The organism is Mariniphaga sediminis, from assembly GCF_003573545.1.
GTDB classification, from domain to species: domain Bacteria; phylum Bacteroidota; class Bacteroidia; order Bacteroidales; family Prolixibacteraceae; genus Mariniphaga; species Mariniphaga sediminis.
The window spans coordinates 109,587-133,456 of record NZ_QWET01000012.1; the positions used below are offsets into that span (position 1 = coordinate 109,587).

The following is a 23,870-nucleotide window of genomic DNA, read 5'->3' on the forward strand; positions in this document are numbered from 1 at the left end:
CTTTTTAGCACGCATAAAAAATACAGGATACTTTTAAAATGACACAAATTCCGATTCACTGCGCATAAATTATCAGCGAACCGGTATTCTCACACCCTCAAGGCTAAATATTCCTTTAGTTCTCGCTCGCTTCTGCCGGTTCCAGCGCAACACTTATATAATTTTCAAAATCGAAATACTTTTTAAATGCTTTTTGCATGGATTCTATCGTAAGACTGTTGACCAAATCATTGTACGTTCCAAACCCGGAGAAATCACCTTCCTTCAGGTAATAGGTGTTACTCAGGACAGACAGCCAGAAACCGTTTTCACGCAAAGCAATTTCACGTTCACGCAACATCTTTTCTTTGGCTTTTGCCAACTCTTCCTCACTGGGACCATGCTGAATAAAATCTTTAATCTCGTCAAAAACAGCTTCCTCCAGCTCTTCCAGTTTTTGAGGATCGGTTCCATAGCGAATAGAAACGGTGTATTCTTCATCGGGATATTTCGAAGAAGAGGGCCTTGCACTAATACTGTACACGCTACTTTTATCTTCACGGATAACTTCCAGCAGGCGGGTCGAAAGAATCCGGCCCAAAGCATCCAATTCAATGGCATTTGCGGATGAATACTCAAAATCTCCATGAAACACAATGTATTGAATACTTTTATCTTCCTGCCCTCTTTTAACTGTCTTTTTCACAACACCCTGAGGCGCTTCAATCCCAAGATCTTTCCAATTCTCCTTTTCATCGAAATAGGGAATCCCTCCAATATATTTTTCTACCAGCGGCCTCAACGTAGCTGTGTCAATATTTCCTACAAAAAAGAAATTAAAATCGGCAGCATTACGAAAACGCTCCTGCCCAATTGCTTTCATACGTTGCAGGTCGGCCTCATCAAGCAGGTCAACAGACATTGGCCGGGCACGCTTATGATAATTGGCCATTACCGATTTTAAGGTATCCTGAAATACTGCTTCGGGCGAGGCAGCTTTATTTTGTAATACACCATTCAGACGGGTCATGTAAGCCTGGTAGCTCGTTTCGTCAAAGCGTGGTTCGGTAAAGTACAGGTAAACTACCTGCAAAAGCGTCTCCAAATCCTTCACGGAAGAATTCCCGCTGAAACCTTCACGCAGTTGAGAAATATAGGGCGACAGATTAAAAACTTTATCGGACAACATTTTATTGAGTGTAATTTTATCGAAACCGGCAATTCCGCTCATTGCCATAATGGTGGCAGCAAAATCGGCTGACACATCGTCTTTTTGTCCGTAAAGGGAAGTTCCTCCCGGGCTCCAGGCGCTAAACAAAATTTCGTCTTCTTTAAAATCAGTGGTTTTGATGATAACTTTTGCCCCGTTTTGCAACGTCCATTCTACTGCCTCTACCTTTTCCAGGTTCTTTTTTTCAACCACAGAACTTGGCCAGGGTTCCTCTGCTACCAGCGGAACATCGGAAACAACATCTTCATACAGTTCTATTTCGGACTGCTCCACTTCCTGAAGCAAGGCAAGCACCTCCTCTTTGGAAGGTACCTTTACCCCTTCAATCTCAGGGGCGGTAATCACAACAACCCGGTTTTCTCCGATCACCCATTTCTCCGCCAGTTGGTTCACTTCATCCAGCGAAATGCCGGGTAAAAAAGTTTTAAAATATTCAAACTCTCTTTCAATTCCCGGAATGGGCTCTTCCGTCATCAAAAAATTGCGCTTATACTCTCCCGCATAACCAATAGATTTTTGCTTATCGCGCTCATTGTATGCTTTCTCAATATAGTTTAACAAGGCTGTTTTCTGCCGTTCAAGTTCAGTTTGGGTAAAACCAAATTTTTTCACCCGCTCATTTTCCAGCAAAACGGCCTCCAGGCCTTCTTCAATTTTTCCGTTATTGCAAACCGCCACCGATTGATAGACACTTACCGGCCCAAACAGTTCGGAGAAAGACGACTGGCCGATGATAAACGGTGGCTCAGCTTCCTGTGTTTTTTCCGACAGGCGACTATTAATCATCGAATTATACAGACTGTGCAAAATGGATTTCCGGTAATCTCCGATCGTTTTCGCTTTTTCCAGCGGATGTTTGTAAAAAACATACGCTACCGGGTACTGCGCTTCCTTGTCAGTAGCAATGCTTACCAACGTTTCTTTATGTGGCGGAATTCCAAAAAACTCTTTTTCGCGCAGATTATCGGCTACCGGTATTTGTGAAAACTTCGCTTTTACCTTTTCTACCATCACATCCTGATCGAAATCGCCCACAACAATAACTGCCTGCAAACCGGGACGGTACCAATCATTCCGGAAACGACGCAAGGCTTTGGGAGGTGCATTTTCAATGATATCCACTTCGCCAATCGGAAGCCTGTTGGCATATTTCGAATTGTGCAGGAATACAGGAAGCCACTCCTGTTGCATACGAAAGTTGGCATTTCGTCCGCCGCGTAACTCTTCACGAATCACTCCGCGTTCCTTCTCAATTTCCTCATCGGAATCGGTTACCTGGCAGGCCCAGTCGTACAGTACCTGTAACCCTTTTTCCATGTAAAGTGCCGAATCGAGCGGAACTTTCAGCATGTAAACGGTTTCGTCAAAGCTGGTGTAGGCATTAATTTCCGGACCGAATTCCATCCCAATCGACTCAAAATATTTTATCAGTTCATTTTTGGGAAAATTCTCGGTACCATTAAATGCCATGTGCTCGGCAAAATGCGCCAGTCCTTTCTGGTCATCATCCTCATCGATGGAGCCGGCCCGCACCACCAGCATCAATTCGGCCCTGTTCCGGGGTTCACTGTTGGCCCGCACATAATATGTCAGTCCATTCTCCAAAACACCTTTTGAAATTCTTGAATCAATGGGGATCGGGTCATTCAAATCAAAATCCTGTTGTGCACCCGAGAGCAAAGAAAACGCTAAGAAAGTTACAACTAATATATTCTTCATGCTTTTATAATTGTTGATTTACAATAATAAAACATGCCTGTTTGGCTTGTACATGCAGCATAGGAACCTGACATTCTTAAAATAATACTGCATGAAAAAACTTCACTCACGGCACGTTTCATAACATAAATACTACATTTCAAAATAGGTAGTCAAATTCCGGTAAATATTACAACAAATTATTCCAGTAAGGGTTGAACAGCGTGGGCAAAGGCATCGTCTTCGTTGGAAGGGACAGCATGAAACCGGCTTTTAATTTGTTCTGGTGCATTCTCTGTAAGGAACGAATGTGCTGTAAAATCCAGCAAATCGAGATCATTATAATCGTTTCCAATACCGAATGTTTCGCCGGGATGGATATGAAGCAAATTGCAAACATGTTTCACCCCATTTCCTTTTGAAACCTCCCGGTGAAAAACTTCCACCCAAATGTACCCTTTGGTAACAGGCGAAGAAGAACGGATTACCCTGATTTCATTGTGTTGTCCCTCAATTTCATTTTTTACTTGTTCAAAAATGGAATCGTCTTCCGGAATAATCAGCATAAACTGGCAAAGCCCGCTTTCCCACTTTCCATTTTCAGGCAGTGGTTCCGAAAATGAATTATGAAATGAAAAATAGCGGTTGAATTCTTCGCAATCCTGCGTGCCTTTGTGATACCACAACCGATGATTTTCGGGGGCGGGAGCAAAAGCATAAAAGTTGTAATCCTTTTGCCTGAAATATTCGACGAGGTGGCTGGCGGTTTCCTGTCCGATATTTTGATGGAAAATGTGCTCCTGTTTTTTCCAGTCGAAAATACCGGCTCCCGAAGAGTAAACAATATAGTCGAACGGCACATCGCGGGCAATCACCTCGGTAACTTTCCGCAAGTTTCTGCCGGTGGCCACCACCCTAACAATCTGCTTTTTCCCCAGCAGGTGCAGCGCCCTCAAATTTTCCTGACTCACTGAACGGTCGTCTTTCAAAAAAGTACCGTCGAGATCGGTTGCTACCAATTTTATATTTTTCATGTCCATAAGCCCAAAAATAATGCTTTTTATTGAATACTTTTTTTCTCCGAACTGCCCCCAGGTCATAAAATACCTTGTTCAGTCAGAACAAAAAATAAATATTCCACCGCATTACCTGTATTCAAATCTTCTGCAACTTCGCAGAAAAGATTCCGGGTACTGGCAGGACATTACACTATTTTCTCTTACAGCATATAAGGTTTCCTGTACTCTTTCGAAAACATCCGGTTGGCCTCCTCGTCATTTATAACACTGAAAGTTACCGGATCGATATTCAAGGTACGCCCCAGCCGGTGAGAAATGTTAGCAAGGTGAATTAACGCACAGGAGTAAAAGCCCTCTTCAATAGGCGCTGTCAGCAACCCCGGATCGTCTGCCCTGATGGCATCCACAAAATTCTGATAGTGGTTCCCCTCGCCCGCACCGGAAGCACCGGGCTCTCTCTCTTTTCCCATAAAAGTTTGCCAGCCTGATACATCCTTCAGCATGTAACCTTCCGAGCCATAAAAAATATTGCCTATCACGTTGGAAGAACTGGTCATATAGGTGTTTTTCAAACTCTCGCCCGACCCCAGATTATTTCCTTCCGGGTTGGTCATCCAGTGCCTCACTTCAAACTGCATCACTTTCTTTTTATCTCCTCCACCTTCCGGATTGGGAAATTCAAATACCGCCATCAATACATTTGGGGTCTCCTGGGCATCGTCAAAAAGAAGGTGTCCTCCCATGGCACTCACCCTTGTAGGAATTTTCACCCCCAATCCCCAACGGGCAATATCCATCTCGTGAACACCCTGGTTTCCCAGGTCTCCGTTTCCATAGTCCCAGTTCCAGTGCCAGTTATAATGAAAACGGTTACGGTTAAAAGGCCGTTTGGGCGCCGGTCCCAGCCACATATCGTAATTCACTTTCTCCATGTACTCTTTTGTAAACGGCTCAATCCAGGAGGTACTATTCACTGTGCTGGCATATTTCTCGCCCTCTGCCATATAACCATCCGGGTACCTGCCAATTGAATCGCGCCATTTGTAGCACACTCCTTTCGCCAGGTAAACCTCTCCCAGCTTGCCATCGCGCATAAACTGAACCGCTGATTGGGCGCCCGGATTACTGCGCTGCTCCGCTCCGTCCTGAACAACGAGGTTATATCTTTTTGCTGCTTCCACCAGCTTTTGCCCTTCTTCAATGGTATGGCACGATGGCTTTTCGATACTGGCATGTTTCCCGGCCTGAAGAGCCCAGATTCCGGCCAGGGCATGCCAGTGGTTCGGTGTGACTACCGAGACCGCATCGATTGATTTATCTTCAAAAAGCCTGCGCATGTCGTTATAAAGCGTTGGCTTTCGCAAACCTTTATCGGTATAATATTCTTTTACACGCCCGGCAAAAAGATTTTCATCTACATCGCACAAAGCGGCCACTTCAACATTCTTTAAATTTTGGTATTCCCGGATGTGTGACTGCCCCATTCCCCGGATACCGATAACTGCCACGTTCACCCGGTCGTTGGCACCCTTCCAGTTTGAATTCGAAAAAATAAGTGGTGCGGCGCCCAAAGCCATTGCACCCTTTGCCGTTTTTTGAATAAATTTTCTTCGTTCCATAATTAATCAATTTAAGCATACGAATATTTTCCAAACTCCTGCAACGCTTCCCACATTGCCATAATGTTTTCGGGGGGCACCTCGGCCTGAATGTTATGTACCGTATTAAATACAAAACCTCCGCCAGGCGCCAGCACTTCAATATTTCGTTTTACGTCATCCTTCACATTTTGTGGCGTACCATTTGGCAAAACGTTTTGCGTATCTACTCCCCCGCCCCAAAAAACAAGGTCTTTGCCAAAATCTTTTTTTAGTTGTACCGGTTCCATTCCATTGGCTCTAACGTGAACGGGATTCAATATATCCACACCCATTTCAATTAAGTCGGGAAGAATGGGGCGCACATTTCCGCAGGAATGAAACATGATTTTCAGATGAGGACTTTTCTTCTTAATAAAGTCCAGCACCCGCATAAAATGAGGTTTGTAATACGCTCTGAAATGCTCCGGATCGATCAATTGCGATTGCTGTGTACCGTAATCGTCGCCTTCGCCAATAATATCAACCACATCCCCGGCCTCGTCTAACAACGCATCCCAAAACTCAATCTTCAAATCAGCCAGTTTTCCGATCAGTTTATCCGAATTCTCCGGAAACATAAACGCATCGAGCATGGCATTCTCCATTCCCCTCACGCGCTGATGCATTTCAAACAACCCGGCACACAGCCCTTTCGTAAAAACCACTTTATCGCTATTCCGGTACTCAATTGCTTTTTTGCGCAGCCCGGCAAAACGTTGCTTATCTCCGGCATTAGGCCAGGGGTATTTTCCGACAATATCACTTTCTGAAAAATCACTTTCGTCCATCGGACTTTTTACCAGGGAAAACCAAAAGCCGTTTTTGGGGAACCGGTGGGTAAATCCCCATTCATCAAAATATTCCCAAAAATCGCCCTTGTCTTTCAATTTTGCCCAGACGTCCCAGTTGTGGCTTGTCAACGGGAAAACCCCGCGCACATCCACATTCAACCGGTCTAATATTTCTTCGGAAGGAATCACAATCTGCTGAATCACATCGGACCAAACCGGCTCTTCGGGCTCCATTCCCAAAAATTTCCGCAGATTCTGATATGCTGTGTTGGTAATTCCTGTCCAGGTTGAACTTGCCAAATCATAGGGAACCCGATCCGGTTCCTCATGATTCAGCGCTTTAAAAATCCGTTCTCTTGAATTCATAATTAATTATTTGTTGATTGAAACAGGTTTCATTCCAGGCGATAACAAATGGATAACCAGTATTCCGACGAGATAGCCAAATGCAGCAATTACAAACGGAAACACATAGCCGTCGACACCCGATTCATTTAAAGCATAACCGATAAGCAAAGCCGTTCCCATGGCCGCAATGGAGCTCACCGTGGTAGAAAACCCGATAACCGAACCGACAATTTTTTTTGGGAACAGGTCGGAAGCGATGGTAAAAATATTGGCCGACCATGAGTTGTGGGCAGCGGCAGCAAGGGCAATCAGCCCCACACAAACCGGAAGCGAATCGACAAAAGGAACTATCATTACCGGCAAAACCAGTAAGGCCGTCCCGACCATCGTTATTTTCCGGGCGAAATTGGGAGATTTCCCCTTTTTCAGCAGAAACGAGGACACAGCGCCACCTGCCATCCCGCCCCCCCAAGCCAAAACATAAATGACTATTAATGGCAAAGCCAAACCTTTTAATTCCACACCGAACCGGGCATTTAAAAACTTCGCTCCCCAAAAAAGGTAAAAATACCACACGGGGTCAGCAAACAGTTTGCCCAATGCAACCACCCAGGTTTGGCGGTATTTCACCAGCTTCTTCCACGGTACTTTCACTTTTTCCAGATCGCCGCTGTCACTTCGGATATATTCCCGCTCTGCGTCATTGACAAACCGGCTTTCCCGGGGCGATTTAAAAAATATCAGCCATAACACCAGCCAGACAGCGCTTAATACCAATGACAACACAAATACATACCTCCACGAAGTAAAAAAATAAAGCACAACAGGAATAAGTAGCGGTGCCGCCACCTGTCCAATATTGGATCCTCCGTTAAAAACACCTGTGGCATATGCTCTTTCCTTTTGCGGGAACCATTCTGCAACGGTTTTAATACTTGCCGGGAAATTCGCCGACTGCCCGATTCCCAGTCCCAAACGTGCGATGGCAAACCCCAGCCAACTGCGCGCAGCAGCGTGTGACAAACTGAAAAATGCCCACACTATCACCGCCAGCGAAAATCCCCAACGGGTTCCTAAGCGGTCAATGACGTAGCCAATAAACAGGGGCCCGATCGCATACGTTAACTGAAAAGCAAAAACCACATACCCATATTCCTGTTCGCTCCATCCGATTTCTTCCGTAATGAAAGGAGCCAGGATTCCCAGGATAACCCGGTCGAAATAAACGATAGTAGTGGAGTAAAATAAAAGGGTGACAATTACCCAGCGAAAGTTGGTTTTTTTGTTTGATGTCTGCATTTCTAAAAAGAATTTCGTTTTATCAATTTTATCGGTATTATTTTTTGAACGGAGATCCGGTTCTTTATAAAAGCTGCCATCTCAGCCGCCATTTCCCCAAAGTTGCAGGAGATAACAGTAATTCCGTTTCTGATGACTTCTTTCAGAGGGGTTTCGTTATACGAAAGAACCCCCACATCGCGGCCTGGTTCCCAACCTCTTATTTTACAAACCTTGAGTAGTTTCACCAGGTCGGAATCGTCGATGACCAAAAAAGCATCTCCTTTCCCGATTTCCTTGTTCTCCAGTGAATTCACTATTTTATGCGGAACGGAAAAATCATTGCAAAACTGCAAAAACGCATTTTTTAGAGTTTCCGGATGTCCCCCTTTTTCCGGAAAACTTAATTGCACATTTCTGTATTTTGCAATCTGTTCTTTTGCTGAGCATAACGACTGATAAGTGCCCTCAAAAAAATCCTGGACAATCGTATTGTATTTATTCCCTAACCGGTCGTTTCGGGAAATAATCAAAACTTTACCTGCCGGTATCCGGCCAATTATATTCGAAACTTTAGGATGATTAAAAGAAGAAATAATATACATATCATAGTCCGAAATATTTCGGCTGATAATCAATTCAAGAATTTTCGGATTATAGTGATGAAAATAAATTTCGATCTCACACAACCCTTCTACCTGTTTCCGGAATTCATTGTAGAGTATTTCAAAATGAGCTTCAAAACTATGCAAAAGCAATAACACTTTGAGCTTTGCATTCGGTTGTCGGTCAACCACAAAGAAGCCTCTTCGGTGATGCGATTCAATAAACCCCTGATCGGCAAGCTTTTGGTAGGCCCGGACAACCGTTTTCCGTGCAACATTGTATCTTTCAGAGGCAGCATTAATGCTTGGTATTGCCTGTCCTTTTGCCAGACTACCTTCCCGAATTTGATCAATGATTTCAGCTACTATCCTGTCTGATTTCGACGGTGTCCCAAATTGTCGGTTCATATAGTTATCAGGTTGATAAAGGGAAGCCAAATCTATACTACAAAAAATAAACTGTGCTACCCTGTTATACTTTTCAAGTATATGAATTTAATAGATTTAAAAAAACATATACTTATAATTTAGAATGATTTTAAACTAAAAAAAGAAGGCTCAATGACCTTTTCTAAAACATGCTTTTCTGTTGCCATTTATCGTAACTTTTTGTGCATAAAACAGGTAAAATCGATAAACTTCTGTTCAATAAATAAAAAAAGCCATGAAACCGGGAAAAACATTAAAAGTTTGCGGGTCGATCACAAAAAAGGAATCCCTGGCAAAATTCACGGGCAGTGTACTGGATCATACCACGGTAGCCGAGGCCGACCACCCCTACTCCGGTTACTATGGACGGATTCCTGACAAGCCAAAGCCCAACTCTCTCTTCCTGTTTACCGAGAGGTATTACACCCTTGAGGAAGCGCTCAGATTAACTCAAAACATTGACATCTGTGCTAAAAACAAGGTGAATGTAGCCAGTGCAATATTTCTTTTAAAAAATCACCGGGTACCTGCTATTCGCATTCGCAATTTTCCTGATTACCAACACGTGGGAATGTTGCAGCAATGTTATATCAATCAGGGAGTCAGGTTCTCACGAAAGGTAGACCTTGAAAACGAGGCTGTGGTCACAGTAAACAAATGCTTCTTACTGAAAAGTACAGACGATGGGCTCTACTCCGATAAGAATGAAAAAAACGAAGGGTACATCAAGGTACCCAAACGCCTTGAATTACTAAAATTTGAGGAATTGTTCCAAAACGTTCGAAACAACAGCAACTGCCTGCTTTTTGACGCTGCCATGGGAGGATTTATTATTGACGGGTTTGTGGAGGATATTATCCGGATTTATTCCGACCACCTCAATACAGACCTGTTAAAATGTATCAAAACCCAGATTCTTAAATGGATGTAGAAAAATGAACCTCGCAGGAACTTCTTCTGTATCTTACTTAAGTTCATTTTCAATCTTCAGAAGCCCCTCTTTTGCGGTCTCATCATCGGGCCGTAATTCCAAAGCCTTTTTGTACCAAAAGCGGGCAACGTTGTAATTTCCATTCTCAAAAGCTGCTGTTGCTTTCTGTATATGACTGTTGAACTGTTCTCCTGAACGACCGGCCATTCGTTCGGCAATCAGGTTGGCAATGGCCTGTAGCTGTTCTTTCGGATAACCTTCATTGGGTTTAACTGAAAGCGCACGGTTATACCAGCCGCGGGAAACCGCCAATTGATTTGCTCGGAACGTAGAGTCTGCCAGATCCACAAAACTTTGGTAATCGCGGTCGCGCTGACTTAGCAGTAATCCGCCCACCAGTTTGTTAATTTCGGCTATCCTTTGAGGAGGATATGCTTCTTCCGGTTTTACATCCCAGGCCTTGTAATACCAGGCACGGGAAACATTGTAACGCTTGTTATCAAAAAATCCGTCTGCCAGGGAAATGTATTCATTATACAACTGATCCAATCCTGCATCGCTCATTTCCTGCCGTTCACTCATTTGCTGACGGCGCTGCTCAATTTCAGCTTGCCGCCGTTCCATATCTTCTGCCGCGCGTTGCTCTGCCAGCGCACGTTCCTGCTGCTGCATCAAAAGATTATCAATTTTCTCAATTTGACTTCGTGGATAGCTTTCATTCGGTTTTAAACCCAGCGCCTTTTCGTATTCCGATTTTGCTTCACTCCACGCCTCCGTGCGGAAATGCCCGTCGGCTGCCAAAACAATAGTCCGGTATTCTTCATCCAGCTTTTGCTGTTCCAGGATACGATCTATTTCAGCAATCTTCTCTCGCGGATAATCTTCTTCTTTCATTTCCAATGCTTTCGAATAATTTATCCGCGACTCGCTGTAATTTCGTGCATTGAACTGTTGATCAGCCAAACGAATAGCATTTTGATATTCCCTGTTTATTCGATCCTGCTCCTGTTGGGCCAACTCCATTTGCTGCAAAATATCTCTAATCTCATCTATCCGTTGCTGCGGGTAGGCCTCTTCCTGTTTCACCTGTAAGGCCGACTGGTAAGCATTTCGTGAAGGTTCGTATTCTTTCAGGGAGAACAGGCTGTCGCCACGGGAAACAGCCACACTGTACTGCCGGTCTTTTTCTGCCTGTAAAGCAGCCAGGCGGGCCTGCTCTGCGGCCTCGGCTTCGGCCGTCAGACGGGCACGGGTTTCCACAATGCTGTCGATTTTAGCCAGCTGTTCCGACGGGTAAGTTTCTGACGGTTTGGCCTGCTGTGCGGCGGTGTATCCGGCTTTTGCCTCATCAAATGCTTCACGTTGGAATTCCCGATCTGCACGAGTGATGGCCGCATCATAAGCTTCCTGCGCGCTAGCCAATTGGGCCACTATCTGGTCAATCTCATCAATCCGTTGTTGTGGGTAGGTCTCTTCCGGCTTTACCTGCAATGCCGACTGGTAAGCTGTCCGTGAAGGTTCGTATTCGTTCAGGGAGAACAGGCTGTCGCCACGGGAAACGGCCACTGTGTACTGCCGGTCTTTTTCTGCCTGCAACGCAGCAAGGCGGGCCTGCTCTGCGGCCTCGGCTTCGGCAGCCAGACGGGCGCGGGTTTCCACAATGCTGTCGATTTTGGCCAGTTGTTCCGACGGGTAAGTTTCTGATGGCTTGGCCTGCTGTGCGGCGGTGTATCCGGCTTTTGCCTCATCAAATGCTTCACGCTGGAAATCCCGGTCTGCACGAGTGATGGCTGCATCATAAGCTTCCTGTGCGCTAGCCAATTGGGCCACTATCTGGTCAATCTCATCAATCCGTTGTTGTGGGTAGGTTTCTTCCGGCTTTACCTGCAATGCCGACTGGTAAGCTGTCCGTGAAGGTTCGTATTCTTTCAGGGTGAACAGGCTGTCGCCACGGGAAACGGCCACTCTGTACTGCCGGTCTTTTTCTGCCTGTAAAGCAGCCAGGCGGGCCTGCTCTGCGGCCTCGGCTTCGGCTGCCAGACGGGCACGGGTTTCCACAATGCTGTCGATTTTAGCCAGCTGCTCCGACGGGTAAGTTTCTGACGGTTTGGCCTGCTGTGCGGTGGTGTATCCGGCTTTTGCCTCATCAAATGCTTCGCGCTGGAAGTCCCGGTCGGCGCGGGCGATGGCAGCATCATAAGCTTCCTGCGCACCAGCCAGTTGGGCCACTATCTGGTCAATCTCATCAACACGTTGTTGTGGATAAGTTTCTTCCGGTTTCACCTGCAATGCCGACTGGTAAGCAGTTCGTGAAGGTTCGTATTCTTTCAGGGTGAACAGGCTGTCACCACGGGAAACGGCAACAGTGTACTGCCGGTCTTTTTCTGCCTGCAACGCAGCCAGGCGAGCCTGCTCTGCGGCTTCGGCTTCGGCAGTCAGACGGGCACGGGTTTCCACAATGCTGTCGATTTTAGCCAGCTGTTCCGATGGGTAGGTTTCTGACGGCTTGGCCTGCTGTGCGGTGGTGTAACCGGCTTTTGCCTCATCAAATGCTTCGCGCTGGAAGTCCCGGTCTGCACGGGCGATAGCTGCATCATAAGCTGCCTGCGCGCTAGCCAATTGGACCACTATCTGGTCAATCTCATCAATACGTTGCTGCGGGTAGGTCTCTTCCGGTTTTACCTGCAATGCCGACTGGTAAGCTGTCCGTGAAGGTTCGTATTCTTTCAGGGTGAACAGGCTGTCGCCACGGGAAACGGCAACAGTGTACTGCCGGTCTTTTTCTGCCTGCAATGCGGCAAGTTTAGCTTGTTCTGCAGCTGCTGCTTCCGCAGCCAGACGGGCGCGGGTTTCCACAATGCTGTCGATTTTAGCCAGCTGTTCCGATGGGTAGGTTTCTAACGGCTTGGCCTGCTGTGCGGCGGTGTAACCGGCTTTCGCCTCATCAAATGCTTCACGCTGGAAATCCCGGTCTGCGCGGGCGATAGCTGCATCATAAGATTCCTGTGCGGCTTGCCTGCTGCTGATCATTCCCCTGATTTCCTCAATCCGCGTAATGGGATATTGCTCCTGAGGTTTTACATCGAGCGCCTCCCTGAATTTCCCGACTGCTGCCACCAACTCATCGTTTTCAGCAAGGCGATCTGCTTCATCAATGGTTTGCTTATACTTTTCTTCGAGTGCCAGTTTTTCAGCTTCGAGACGTGCGAGTTCTGCGGCTTCGGCTTCGGCAGCCAGACGGGCGCGGGTTTCCACAATGCTGTCGATTTTAGCCAGCTGTTCCGACGGGTAGGTTTCTGACGGTTTGGCCTGCTGTGCGGTGGTGTAACCGGCTTTCGCCTCATCAAATGCTTCACGCTGGAAATCCCGGTCTGCGCGGGCGATAGCTGCATCATAAGTTTCCTGTGCGGCTTGCCTGCTGCTGATCATTCCCCTGATTTCCTCAATCCGCGTAATGGGATATTGCTCCTGAGGTTTTACATCGAGCGCCTCCCTGAATTTCCCGACTGCAGCCACCAACTCATCGTTTTCAGCAAGGCGATCCGCTTCATCAATGGTTTGCTTATACTTTTCTTCGAGTGCCAATTTTTCAGCTTCGAGACGAGCGAGTTCTGCAGCCTCTGCTTCAGCCTTCAACCGGGCTTCTTCAGCAAAAATTTCATTTATTCTCTCTATTTGTTTCTGTGGATATTCTTCAGAAGGTAACAATTCAGTTGCGTGTTCATATTCGGCCAGCGCCTCCGGATATTGTTTCCGTTGAAATGCCCGGTCGGCTGTTTTTATCCGCCGATCATACAACGTACGGTTAGCCAGCTCGTTCATCAAGTCCTTAATCTCCTGAATCCTTTGCGTGGCAACATTGTCACCCGGTTTGTATGTCAGTGCATTTTCATAAAAGGAAATGGCCCGTTCGTAGAACTGCTTTTCGAAATTCACCTCCGCCTGAAAAATGGATTCCTCATAACTTTTCAGTTTTTCGGCATTTTCTGACTGCTTTGCCAGAATATCATTTATCTCACTGATTTTTTGTCTTGGGTACGCTTCATTTTCTCTCAGTTGCAATGCCTGTTCATACGCATTCTTTGCATCAACATAGAGCAACTCTTTAAACGAATTGTCGGCCTGTGCAATCAAATTTTGATATTCCTGTTCTGCCTGTTGCTGTTTGATAATGGCATTGATCTCTTCTACTCTTTGTTGCGCATGGCGGTTTGCAGGATCCACAGACAAAGCTCTCCGGTAGGCATTGCGGGCTTCGGAATATTTTTTTTCAGCATATAATGCATCGGCCCGGCCTATTAATTTCTCCAACCTTTCAGCCAGCGCCGTTTGCATCTCTTCGGCCACCATTAGCAAACCAAGTAAATCGTTGATTTCGGCAATGCGATCTTTCGGATATTGTTCTTTGGGAAAAATCTTACTGGCTGCCTTGTAACCGTCCAACGCTGAAAGAAATTCCTCTTTTTGATATTCAACTTCTGCCTCTTTTATCAATTGATCGTACTCTTTTCTGAGTTCTGCCAACTCTGCCTTGGTAAGGTTCGCCAGGAAATCGGCTTCCTTTCCAATCCGCTGAGATTGCAGAATGGCCTGATCGATCAGGTGTTTAATCTGCGCTTCATTGTAATACAGATCAGAAATAAAATTATCCACCTGTTTACTGTAGTAAATTTTCATCACTGTGTTTTCGGAGAAAGTGCGATCGATGCCGGGGATTTCCGTAAACAATTTGATATTTACCGGAAACGGCGGGAAAAGCGGATCTGAGAGTAATACCTCACGCGGAACATTCGTATTGACCACGATCTTTTGCGGGAAATTTCCATCCCTGGAAAAAACAAGGGTAAATTCATGACTGTAATTCAATTCCACCCGGTAGTTTCCGTTGGGGCCGATTCCATAATTATCAAGACGGCGTCCGTCCCGGTACATTTGAATCACTGCTCCCTCCACCGAACCTTCCTCCACACTTACCGTTCCTTCTACGGTAAGACCGTTGCTTCTCTGTGCAATCAAGGAAAGTTCAAAACAAGTCAGGAAATAAATGAAAAATATGATTTTCAGATACATTCGTTTCATACATACAAACCTTCAATAAAACCAAAACGAAAATAGAAACAATTAATTATTTTTTTGTTTTAATTTGGGTAAATGATTTTTTCCTAATGTTGTATTTACTTCAGAAAAATAAAATCCAGGCCTGTAACTATCTCATTTTTTGTCGGTATAACGAGACCTCAAAACCCTGTCAATATTCTCCAAAAGAAATTTCTCTTTAGTCCGGATAGTTGAAATATTACCTTACTTAACTGACTTTATAAAGATTGTATAATCAGATATTGCAGAGAATCCATTACATTGCAACAATTAACTGAACAACTGTTTTTGAATGAAGCGTGAAGCAAGCCTGTTTACAGCGATTTTTCCTATCCTGATACTGATTGTCCTGTTAACTTCCAATGTAATCCTGTTTGACGATACATTGTCAGGCTCCAACCAGATTGCCCTGTTGCTGGCTGCTTCCCTGGCAGGAATTATTTCTATCCGGCTGGGAGTTTCGTGGAATAAAATCAGGGAAAAAATTGTAAGCACCATTGGTTCGGCAATGCCTTCCATTTTAATTCTATTGCTGATTGGTTCACTTGCCGGAACATGGATGATTAGTGGCGTGGTTCCCGCCATGATATATTACGGGCTGGACATCATTAGCCCTAAAATGTTCCTGTTCACGGCTGTGGTGGTGAGCTCCATTGTAAGTGTGGGCACCGGCAGTTCGTGGTCTACCATTGCCACCATTGGTGTGGCATTACTGGGAATTGGCAAAGCACTGGGAATAAACGAAGCAGTGGTGGCAGGGGCTATCATTAGCGGAGCATATTTTGGCGATAAAATTTCTCCCCTGAGCGACACAACCAACCTGGCTCCTGCCATGGCCGGAACCGATTTGTTCACCCACATAAAATACATGTTTTACACGACCGTTCCTTCGATGACCCTGACCCTGATTATTTTCCTTGCCATCGGGCTCAGTAGTGACTACACCAGCGCCCTGGGAAATATTGAAACGGTAAAGGCAACTATCGACGGTACTTTTAACACCAACCCCCTGCTGTTTCTTGTGCCGGTTATTTTGATTACTATCATCATTCTGAAAGTTCCACCCCTGCCGTCATTGCTGGCAGGAACACTTCTCGGAGGCATTTTTGCCATTCTATTTCAACCCGAAATAATCAGGGAAGTTTCCGGCGTTGCTGAAGATTACCTCAAGGCATCCTACATTTCTGTAATGCAGGCCATGTTTGGCAATATATCAGTCACTACCTCCAACCAGGATGTGAACGAACTGCTGAGCACTTCGGGCATGCGGGGAATGCTTGATACCGTCTGGCTTATTCTGTCGGCTATGGTATTCGGGGGTGTGATGGAATCTGCAGGCCTGCTGCGTCGTATTACACAGCCAATTGTAAAATATGCAAAAAGTACCGGAAGCCTGGTGGCATCTACTGTGGGGACCTGCATCTTTTTTAATATCACAGCTTCCGACCAGTATATTTCCATTGTAGTGCCCGGCCGGATGTACCGTAAAACATTCGAAGAAAAAGGATTAAAACCCGAAGTACTGAGCCGGACGCTCGAAGACAGCGGAACAATGACCTCTGTACTGATCCCCTGGAACACATGCGGGGCTACCCAGTCAAGGGTTTTGGGAGTGGATACCTTCGCTTATGCGCCTTATGCTTTTTTTAACCTGATTAGCCCCATCATGACTATTTTGTTTGCTTTCCTGAATGTAAAAATCAGAAGGATTATAAAGGGGGAAACAACCTCTGCAGTGCCGGATGTAAAAGTAGACTAAACCGCACATTGCGTTTCAAATCATATCCATTTCTCTCCGAAAAGAACAGCTGAACAAATCTTCAAAAACCCGTCATTCTGCAAAACGCCGGTAATACACTGCTTTCTGTTCCTCGTTGAACCTGACATAAATATTGGCCATATAACTGGCGTATTCGCGCCGGGAGCCTGAATCCAGTTCCCAAAGTTTTTCAAAATATTCCAGCGCTTTTTTAAAATCGGCAGTTACCTTGTCCAACTCATCTAAAAGAAGCCTGTACTGACGCCGGGTCTTATTCTTTTCATATTTTGCCATCTCCCGCTGATAGTGTTCTTCCGTCTGGTTGTAAATCTTTTTGGCATTCCAGTCAAGGGCTTCTATATTATCCGGATTTTGTCCCAACAAAACGAGACTTACCGAATCGCATACTTCTTCATTGTTCAGCTTTTTATTTAACAGAAACCACTTTTCAAGATTTTCCTCAGTGCTTCTCGTCTCTGTCGGCATTTTCTCCCATACATCCAATGCCTTCATTCCCATGTCCGTTTCATAATAAATTGAAAACAGGCGGCTGCTCACCTCCGGATTTTTTGTATCGTAATTATCCGCCAAAAACTCCAATGCCGAAAGTTCTTTTGAAAGATTATTCTGTTCCCTGAAAATTTCGGCCAGTATCGAATACATTTCAGCATCGGCATAATTGCGATACCGGGCCTGGTCAAACCAACTGACAGCCAATTCTGTCTCACTGGCTTTATAAGCAGTTTTGGCAGCCAGAGCATACACATCGCCTTCCAAACCTTGTTCCGGCGAAGACTGACTGAAATAGTTTTTCCATGCTACAACAGCCTCTGCATAATTACCTGCGGCCTCTGCATTTTGTGCATTTTCCCTGTAAGATGTCAGGTTTTTCGATGTTCCGCAACCAATTGTAATCTGAATAAAAAGTATCAGCAAAAAATTACCCGTCTTCATGTTTTCTGATGTTTAGGGCGGCAAAGCTAAAATAATTTGCCGTTTTATCTTCCCCAAAATAAATTCACATAAAAAGTCATGGGTGCCAAGTGAAATATCTCCAACCCTGAATGGATCTCAAAAAAAGCAATGGCTTGTGTGAAACGCAGTAAACCGGAAGAGCCAACAGCGCATCATAAACACAACACAATACTTCCCCAGGCAACTTTAATAAAAGACAGATTTTAATAAGTAACAGAATACAAAGCAGCATCTTTACACAATCACAACCGCTCCTTCACTATAGAAATTAGTGGATCAATCAACCGTTCGATAAGCCGGCGGTCCTTCGTAACAATCTCAGCTACCCCCTGCATTTCCTGGCTAAACGGAAGCTCACGGTCGTAGTTTGTTGTCAGGTCGTTGACCAGTGAAATCTCCGCAGTATAAAAAGCTCCTTCCTCCGTGGTTACAGGCACTTTCGAAATATTTACTACTTGTCCGGAAACAATACCATATTCAATATGCGGATAATTATCGAGTTTGATATTTACACGTTGCCCCGTTTCAATTTTACCGGCGCCGGCAATGGGCACAATCGCCCTCCCGATGATAGTCTGTTCCTGATTGGGCACAACAGTAAACACTACATTCCCTAAAGAAATATACTGGTTGGGACTCCAGAAATTGGTAAAAGTGACCTGTCCTGCAATGGGTGTTTTCAGGATAAAAGTTTGTTCCCACGCAGCAAGTTCATTGACAAGGTTGTCGTACTTTTCTTTCAATGCAGCCAGCAACTGACTTTCTGTTTCGGCTCTCAAAACCTCTTGTTCCTGGATCTGCTGGGTCAAGTTGTTCATTGTAATCTGCGTATTGGCAAGAGCCGCCTGGGCATTCTGCCAGGCATATTTTTGTTTCAACATGGCAGCCTTTGATCTTTCATAGTCAACCTCCGACATTATCTGTTGCCTGTAAAGTGTTGAATCGCGATAAAACTGATTAAATGCCAGCTCATAATCCTGCCGGAGTACCACAATCTGATCCCGTGATTTTTCGAAAAAGTTCCGGTAATCCCGCACCTGCTTTTGCAACGATTCAATACGCTGGTTGAAAGGATTAAATATAAGGGAAGTCTGGTAGCTTCGTAACTGGCTCACAAACGAAGAAAAATAAGAGTGATACTGTCCGAGGCTGTAATTCTCAGAAAAAGAAATTTCATTAAATTTTTTTGGAGTGTGGAACCACGTTTCAATAGTGTCAAGCTTTTCCAGTAACCGGTAAGCATCACTGTAATTGGCTGTATTTTCAATAACGCCCAGTATTTCCCCGCTAACTACCTGCTGATTGTTTTCTACAAAAAGCTGGTCAAGTTTGCCATTGGCTTTTGCCACAATCTGCACCGGCGGATTTTCAGAAAGGATGGTCACGCGGGCGGGAATCAGATCAGGATACTTGTAAAAGTAGCTTCCTGCAAGTAAAACGATCACCACCAGTAATATGATGGTAATTCCCCAACGGATAATCCATCGTGGCGGAGTTCCCAGTATTTCCTGCACCTCGTCGGAACGGAGTTCTATTTCATTATTAATCGGCAAATTTTCACACTGTTAAATAGTTAAAACCACGACTCTGTTAATATTTTATTTTTTCAATTGCCAGGCAATTCTTTTCCATAATAATTCAATTTCTCAATTCCCCAATTCCAGCTGGTTTTTTACCAGTTCGTAATACGCACCTTTTTTGGCAGCCAGCTCGCTGTGAGTACCTGTTTCCACAATCTCCCCTTTATCGATCACTACGATGCGATCGGCATTTTTCACAGTACTCAGCCGGTGTGCAACGGTAATGACAGTACGGCCTTCAAAAAAACCGGCCAGATTTTCCATAATCACTTTTTCGTTATTGGCATCGAGAGAATTGGTTGCTTCGTCGAAAAAGAGGTAGCGCGGATCTTTGTACACAGCGCGGGCAATTAAAATCCGCTGTTTCTGCCCCTGACTCAAACCGGTACCCTCCTGCCCTATTTTAGTATTGTACCGCAGAGGAAGGCTTTCGATATACTCGCCAATATTGGCAACTTCCACGGCACGGCGTAATTTCTCCCGGTCGGGAAAGTCGTCGGCCACAGCAATATTATTGGCAATGGTATCGGAAAAAATAAAGCCGTCCTGCATAACCACCCCGCAGTTGCTGCGCCACATTTCCATATTGAACTGCTGCAGTCCGATGCCTCCGATTTCAATTTTACCTTCGTAAGGAGGATAAAATCCAAGCATCAGTTTGATGAGAGTCGTTTTTCCGCTACCGCTGGCGCCCACAATGGCCGTTACTTTATTTTCCGGAATAACCAGATTAATATCATTCAGCACTCTCGGTGATTTGGGGCCTTCGTAATGAAAAGCTACTCCCGTAACGGAAAGGTCTTTTCGTACAGGCAACTCATAATTTTTCGGCACATCCTTGTCTTCTTCGTCTTCACGCTGATGAATCTCACCCAGCCGTTCCAGACTAATTTTAGCATCCTGCCCAGCCTGGATAAAACTGATAAATTCATTGAGAGGAGCATTCAGTTGACCAATAATATATTGTATGGCCATCATCATCCCCAGGGTCATATTCCCTTCAACCACCCCCTTGGCAGCGATGAATGAAATAAGAATGTTTTTTACCTGATTGATAAAAATGGACCCTGCCTGCTGGTTTTGGTTCAGCATCAGCCCACGTACGCTAACCCGGAAAAGGCTGGCCTGTATACGTTCCCACTCCCACCGTTTTTGTTTTTCGCAGTTGTTCAGTTTAATCTCCTGCATTCCGGTAATCAACTGGTAAACATTACTTTGATTGGCCGATGCCACATTAAACCGTTTATAATCTATTTCCTTTCGTTTTTTCAGAAACATGAGAATCCACAGCACATAAAAACCACTACCAACATAGAAAATCAACAGAATAATCCAGTCGTAGTAAGCCATTACAAAACTGTAAATAACAAAAATAAAGATGCCGAACGACATGCTGATAAGGTTTCCGGTAAGAAAGTTCTGAATACGCTGATTATCTTCGATGCGCTGGCGAAGGTCGCCGATAAGTTTGGTATCGAAAAAGCGGATGGGCAGTTTCATCAGCTTAATAAGAAAATCGGAAATAAGCGAAATACTCACCCGGGCGCTTGTGTGGAGCATAATCCAACTTCGGATGAACCCCACCGCTGTCTGACTTACGGTTAAAACCAACTGCGCAATAAGTACCAACACAATAAAATTAAGGTTGTTGGTAGAGATACCCACATCCACAATGGCCTGTGTAAGAAATGGAAAGATAAGGCTCAGAATACTACCTGTAAGAAATCCGAGCAACAACTGGGTAATGAGCTTTTTATAGGGTTTGAGGTATGAAAAAAGATAACCAAAACCGGTTTTATTTACCTTTTCTCCCTCTTCCACGTAAAAATCAGAAGTGGGTTCCATCAAAAGGACAATACCTGCAGGTTCATTGTTTTGCTGCGTAGAACCCCACAATTTTAAAAACTCTTCCTGTGTATATTTTAATAATCCGTGTGCAGGATCCGAAATATAAATTTCAAACTTGCTCCCCCTCTTCTTAATCTTATATAAAACCACAAAATGATTCTGCTTCCAGTGGATTATAGCAGGAAGCGGGATTTCAATCAGCCGGTCGAACGTGATGCGCACCCCTTGGGTACGAAATCCGATTTTTTCAGCAGCATCACTGATCGTGAGCAGCGACACCCCTTCACGTGTTTTCCAGGTAAGTTCCCGCAGTGTTTCCAGATTATAATGCTTCCCAAAATATTTTGCTACGATCCGAAGGCACGTCGGGCCGCAGTCCATAGCATCGGGTTGCAGGTAATGCGGGAATTTTGGCATAGCTACGTTTTGAAGGCGAAAGATAGAAAAAATTTAGAAAGAACGAATGATTCATTTCCGGATTTCGTTTAAAAGCCAGCCTCTTGTAGGTTTCGGGATTATTGTAAAATGCAAGACCAAAACTACGTTTATAAAAACATAAAGCAATGTTCCAAAACATTTTGTTTTTATTTTTTCCGTGTACGAACACGAAAAATTTGAAATTTTCTTTAGATTTGTATCCCGGTACGTTAATGAAATTCATTAATACATTTAAAATTAAGTAATTATAGAAACGAATAAACAAATAAGGATAAAAGACATTGCCGAAAAAGCGAAGGTTTCCATCGGTACGGTTGATCGGGTGTTGCACAACCGGGGTGAAGTGGCTGAAGAAACTAAAAATAAAATTTTACAAATTGTAAAAGAACTGGACTACAAGCCCAATATATTAGCCAGCACCCTGGCATCGAAAAAATCGGCGTTGTTTGCCACCCTGTTTCCTGAGCCGCCTTCTCCGGAAGGTTACTGGACAAAACCGGTGGTGGGGGTTAAAAAGCGCATCGCCGAACTTCGGCAGTACGGAATTCAGGTTCAACCTTTTACTTTTAGTCAAACCGAATCAAAAAATTTTGTTGAAAGTGCACAAAAGGTTATCGACCTAAATCCCGACGGGATTATTTTCGCCCCGTTTTTCAAAAAAGAGTCGGGGATATTTATTAACAAACTGAAGGAGTTGAACATCCCGTTCGTATTTATTGACTCGGAAATAAAAAATGCCGGTCAGGTGGGATACATCGGTCAAAACTCTTACCAAAGCGGACTGGTATCCGGGAAATTACTCGACCTCATCCTTCCTGAAGGCAATGTGCTGGTTATTCATTTTGCCAAAGAGATGGACAACCAAAACCACCTGGTGCAGCGGGAAAAGGGTTTTTACGACTGGTATTCCAAAAACAAAAGGGACATGCATCAGCTGTTTACAACCGAGGTGCCCGACACGAATAATGAAAACTGGATGGACCCGGTAGTCAAAACCATTCAGAAAAAAAATATCAGAGGGATATTTGTTACCAACTCAAAAGTTTTTTATGTGGGGCAATTAATTGAAAAATATGGAATGCATGATTTGAAGGTAATTGGACACGACCTTCTGAAAGAAAATGTCGGATATCTGAAAAAAGATATCGTTCAGTTTTTAATCTGCCAGCGCCCTGAAGAGCAAGGATACAATGCCATCAACAAACTATTCCGACATGTAGTGCAAAAAAGGATTACTTCCGATAAAAACTACACCTCCATCGACATCGTAACCAAAGAGAACGTAGATTATTACAAAGAATTTAAAAAAGAAATATGATGATGAAGCCAATGTCATTTGACGATCTGAAAGGGAAAGTATGCGTAATTACCGGCGGAGCCGGAGTGTTAGGAAGTGCCATGGTAAAAGCCATGGCCTCGGTGGGAATAAAAATTGCCATTGCCGATATTAACAAAGAAGTAGCGGATAAAGTAGCTGGGGAAATAGCAGCTGAAACCGGCACACAGGTGATTGGTGTTGCTGCCAATGTGCTCGACAAGGAATCACTGGAACAGGCCAAAGCTATCATTAACGAGCAACTGGGAGAAATCGACATCCTGGTTAACGGCGCAGGTGGAAACAGCCCGCAGGCCACTACCAAAGTGGAACAAATGCAGGAAAAGGACATCGACAACCTCGCAGATACTTTTTACGGACTGCAAATGGAAGGATTCGACAAAGTTTTTGCACTCAACTTTAAAGGAACCGTTCTTCCAACCATGGTTTTCACCCAGGATATGTTAAAACTTAAAAAAGGGGTGGTGCTAAACATTTCTTCCATGAATTCGTACAAGCCGCTCACAAAAATTCCGGCCTATTCGGCAGCCAAATCCTCTGTCAATAATTTTACTGAATGGCTGGCTGTTCACCTTGCCAAAGTGGGCATTAGGGTAAATGCCATTGCTCCTGGCTTTTTTATCACCCATCAAAACCGCTTCCTTGTAATGGACGAGAAAACCGGCAACTATTCTCCGCGCGGACAAAAGATTGTGGACAATACGCCTATGGGCAAATTTGGAGAACCGGAAGATCTGCAAGGGGCTACGTTATTCCTGCTTTCAGATATTTCAAGTTTTATTACCGGTATTGTGATCCCTGTTGACGGCGGTTACAGCGCATTTGGAGGAGTATAATCATTACCTGTAAACCTTTGCTTTAAACTTCGAACTCGAAACTTAAAAAATT

At 44.6% G+C, this 23,870-nt stretch carries 14 protein-coding genes; 4 read left to right on the forward strand and 10 right to left on the reverse strand.

Translation table 11 applies throughout. The annotated features are described in order from the left end of the window. Window positions 1-115: 115 nt before the first annotated feature. From D1164_RS15720 to D1164_RS15745, 6 genes are all read right to left on the reverse strand, one after another. Entirely contained in the window at window positions 116-2,929 is a 2,814-nt protein-coding gene (locus tag D1164_RS15720; protein WP_119348421.1) for a M16 family metallopeptidase, read from the reverse strand. A gap of 179 nt (window positions 2,930-3,108) precedes the next feature. Further along, complete coding sequence (locus D1164_RS15725; RefSeq protein ID WP_172594320.1) at window positions 3,109-3,942, reverse strand: HAD family hydrolase; 834 nt, start codon at window positions 3,940-3,942, stop codon at window positions 3,109-3,111. A gap of 185 nt (window positions 3,943-4,127) precedes the next feature. After that, window positions 4,128-5,546, reverse strand: coding sequence for a Gfo/Idh/MocA family protein (locus tag D1164_RS15730; RefSeq protein WP_119348423.1), 1,419 nt, complete (start codon window positions 5,544-5,546; stop codon window positions 4,128-4,130). Window positions 5,547-5,557: 11 nt separating this feature from the next. Continuing rightward, window positions 5,558-6,724, reverse strand: coding sequence for a uroporphyrinogen decarboxylase family protein (locus D1164_RS15735; RefSeq protein ID WP_119348424.1), 1,167 nt, complete (start codon window positions 6,722-6,724; stop codon window positions 5,558-5,560). A 6-nt stretch (window positions 6,725-6,730) separates the two neighbouring features. After that, entirely contained in the window at window positions 6,731-8,005 is a 1,275-nt protein-coding gene (locus D1164_RS15740; RefSeq protein ID WP_119348425.1) for an MFS transporter, read from the reverse strand. A 2-nt stretch (window positions 8,006-8,007) separates the two neighbouring features. Then, a complete protein-coding gene (locus D1164_RS15745; RefSeq protein ID WP_119348426.1) occupies window positions 8,008-8,997 on the reverse strand; it encodes a GntR family transcriptional regulator in 990 nt (329 codons plus the stop codon). A gap of 256 nt (window positions 8,998-9,253) precedes the next feature. Between D1164_RS15745 and D1164_RS15750 the strand changes: the two genes are divergently transcribed. After that, entirely contained in the window at window positions 9,254-9,949 is a 696-nt protein-coding gene (locus D1164_RS15750) for a hypothetical protein (RefSeq protein ID WP_119348427.1), read from the forward strand. A gap of 33 nt (window positions 9,950-9,982) precedes the next feature. Here the strand turns inward: D1164_RS15750 and D1164_RS15755 are convergent, their stop codons facing one another. Further along, the gene (locus tag D1164_RS15755; RefSeq protein ID WP_119348428.1) at window positions 9,983-15,028 is read right to left on the reverse strand and encodes a hypothetical protein; all 5,046 of its coding nucleotides are present in this window, start codon (window positions 15,026-15,028) and stop codon (window positions 9,983-9,985) included. 310 nt (window positions 15,029-15,338) lie between these two features. Here D1164_RS15755 and nhaC point away from each other — a divergent pair, with 310 nt between their 5' ends. Then, window positions 15,339-16,805, forward strand: coding sequence for a Na+/H+ antiporter NhaC (gene nhaC, locus D1164_RS15760; protein ID WP_119348429.1), 1,467 nt, complete (start codon window positions 15,339-15,341; stop codon window positions 16,803-16,805). 72 nt (window positions 16,806-16,877) lie between these two features. On the opposite strand, the gene D1164_RS15765 is transcribed toward nhaC, so the two are convergent. The 3 genes from D1164_RS15765 to D1164_RS15775 form a co-directional block, all read right to left on the reverse strand. Beyond that, window positions 16,878-17,759, reverse strand: a complete 882-nt coding sequence (locus D1164_RS15765; protein WP_119348430.1) for a tetratricopeptide repeat protein — start codon at window positions 17,757-17,759, stop codon at window positions 16,878-16,880. Window positions 17,760-18,022: 263 nt separating this feature from the next. Further along, complete coding sequence (locus D1164_RS15770) at window positions 18,023-19,333, reverse strand: HlyD family secretion protein (RefSeq protein WP_119348431.1); 1,311 nt, start codon at window positions 19,331-19,333, stop codon at window positions 18,023-18,025. Between the two features lie 93 nt (window positions 19,334-19,426). Continuing rightward, on the reverse strand, window positions 19,427-21,625 hold the full coding sequence (locus tag D1164_RS15775; RefSeq protein WP_119348432.1) for a peptidase domain-containing ABC transporter: 2,199 nt from the start codon (window positions 21,623-21,625) through the stop codon (window positions 19,427-19,429). 301 nt (window positions 21,626-21,926) lie between these two features. Here D1164_RS15775 and D1164_RS15780 point away from each other — a divergent pair, with 301 nt between their 5' ends. After that, window positions 21,927-22,964, forward strand: a complete 1,038-nt coding sequence (locus D1164_RS15780; RefSeq protein WP_262707158.1) for a substrate-binding domain-containing protein — start codon at window positions 21,927-21,929, stop codon at window positions 22,962-22,964. Then, on the forward strand, window positions 22,961-23,818 hold the full coding sequence (locus tag D1164_RS15785) for an SDR family oxidoreductase (protein ID WP_241558245.1): 858 nt from the start codon (window positions 22,961-22,963) through the stop codon (window positions 23,816-23,818). The genes D1164_RS15780 and D1164_RS15785 overlap by 4 nt, the downstream gene beginning before the upstream one ends. The last annotated feature ends 52 nt before the right edge of the window (window positions 23,819-23,870 follow it).

Coding starts and splice junctions, on each gene's coding strand:
- nhaC (WP_119348429.1), top strand. CDS start 15,339: ATGAAGCGTGAAGCAAGCCTGTTTACAGCGATTTTTCCTATCCTGATA.
- D1164_RS15725 (WP_172594320.1), bottom strand. CDS start 3,942: ATGAAAAATATAAAATTGGTAGCAACCGATCTCGACGGTACTTTTTTG.
- D1164_RS15745 (WP_119348426.1), bottom strand. CDS start 8,997: ATGAACCGACAATTTGGGACACCGTCGAAATCAGACAGGATAGTAGCT.
- D1164_RS15720 (WP_119348421.1), bottom strand. CDS start 2,929: ATGAAGAATATATTAGTTGTAACTTTCTTAGCGTTTTCTTTGCTCTCG.
- D1164_RS15740 (WP_119348425.1), bottom strand. CDS start 8,005: ATGCAGACATCAAACAAAAAAACCAACTTTCGCTGGGTAATTGTCACC.
- D1164_RS15785 (WP_241558245.1), top strand. CDS start 22,961: ATGATGATGAAGCCAATGTCATTTGACGATCTGAAAGGGAAAGTATGC.
- D1164_RS15750 (WP_119348427.1), top strand. CDS start 9,254: ATGAAACCGGGAAAAACATTAAAAGTTTGCGGGTCGATCACAAAAAAG.
- D1164_RS15755 (WP_119348428.1), bottom strand. CDS start 15,028: ATGAAACGAATGTATCTGAAAATCATATTTTTCATTTATTTCCTGACT.
- D1164_RS15765 (WP_119348430.1), bottom strand. CDS start 17,759: ATGAAGACGGGTAATTTTTTGCTGATACTTTTTATTCAGATTACAATT.
- D1164_RS15730 (WP_119348423.1), bottom strand. CDS start 5,546: ATGGAACGAAGAAAATTTATTCAAAAAACGGCAAAGGGTGCAATGGCT.
- D1164_RS15735 (WP_119348424.1), bottom strand. CDS start 6,724: ATGAATTCAAGAGAACGGATTTTTAAAGCGCTGAATCATGAGGAACCG.
- D1164_RS15775 (WP_119348432.1), bottom strand. CDS start 21,625: ATGCCAAAATTCCCGCATTACCTGCAACCCGATGCTATGGACTGCGGC.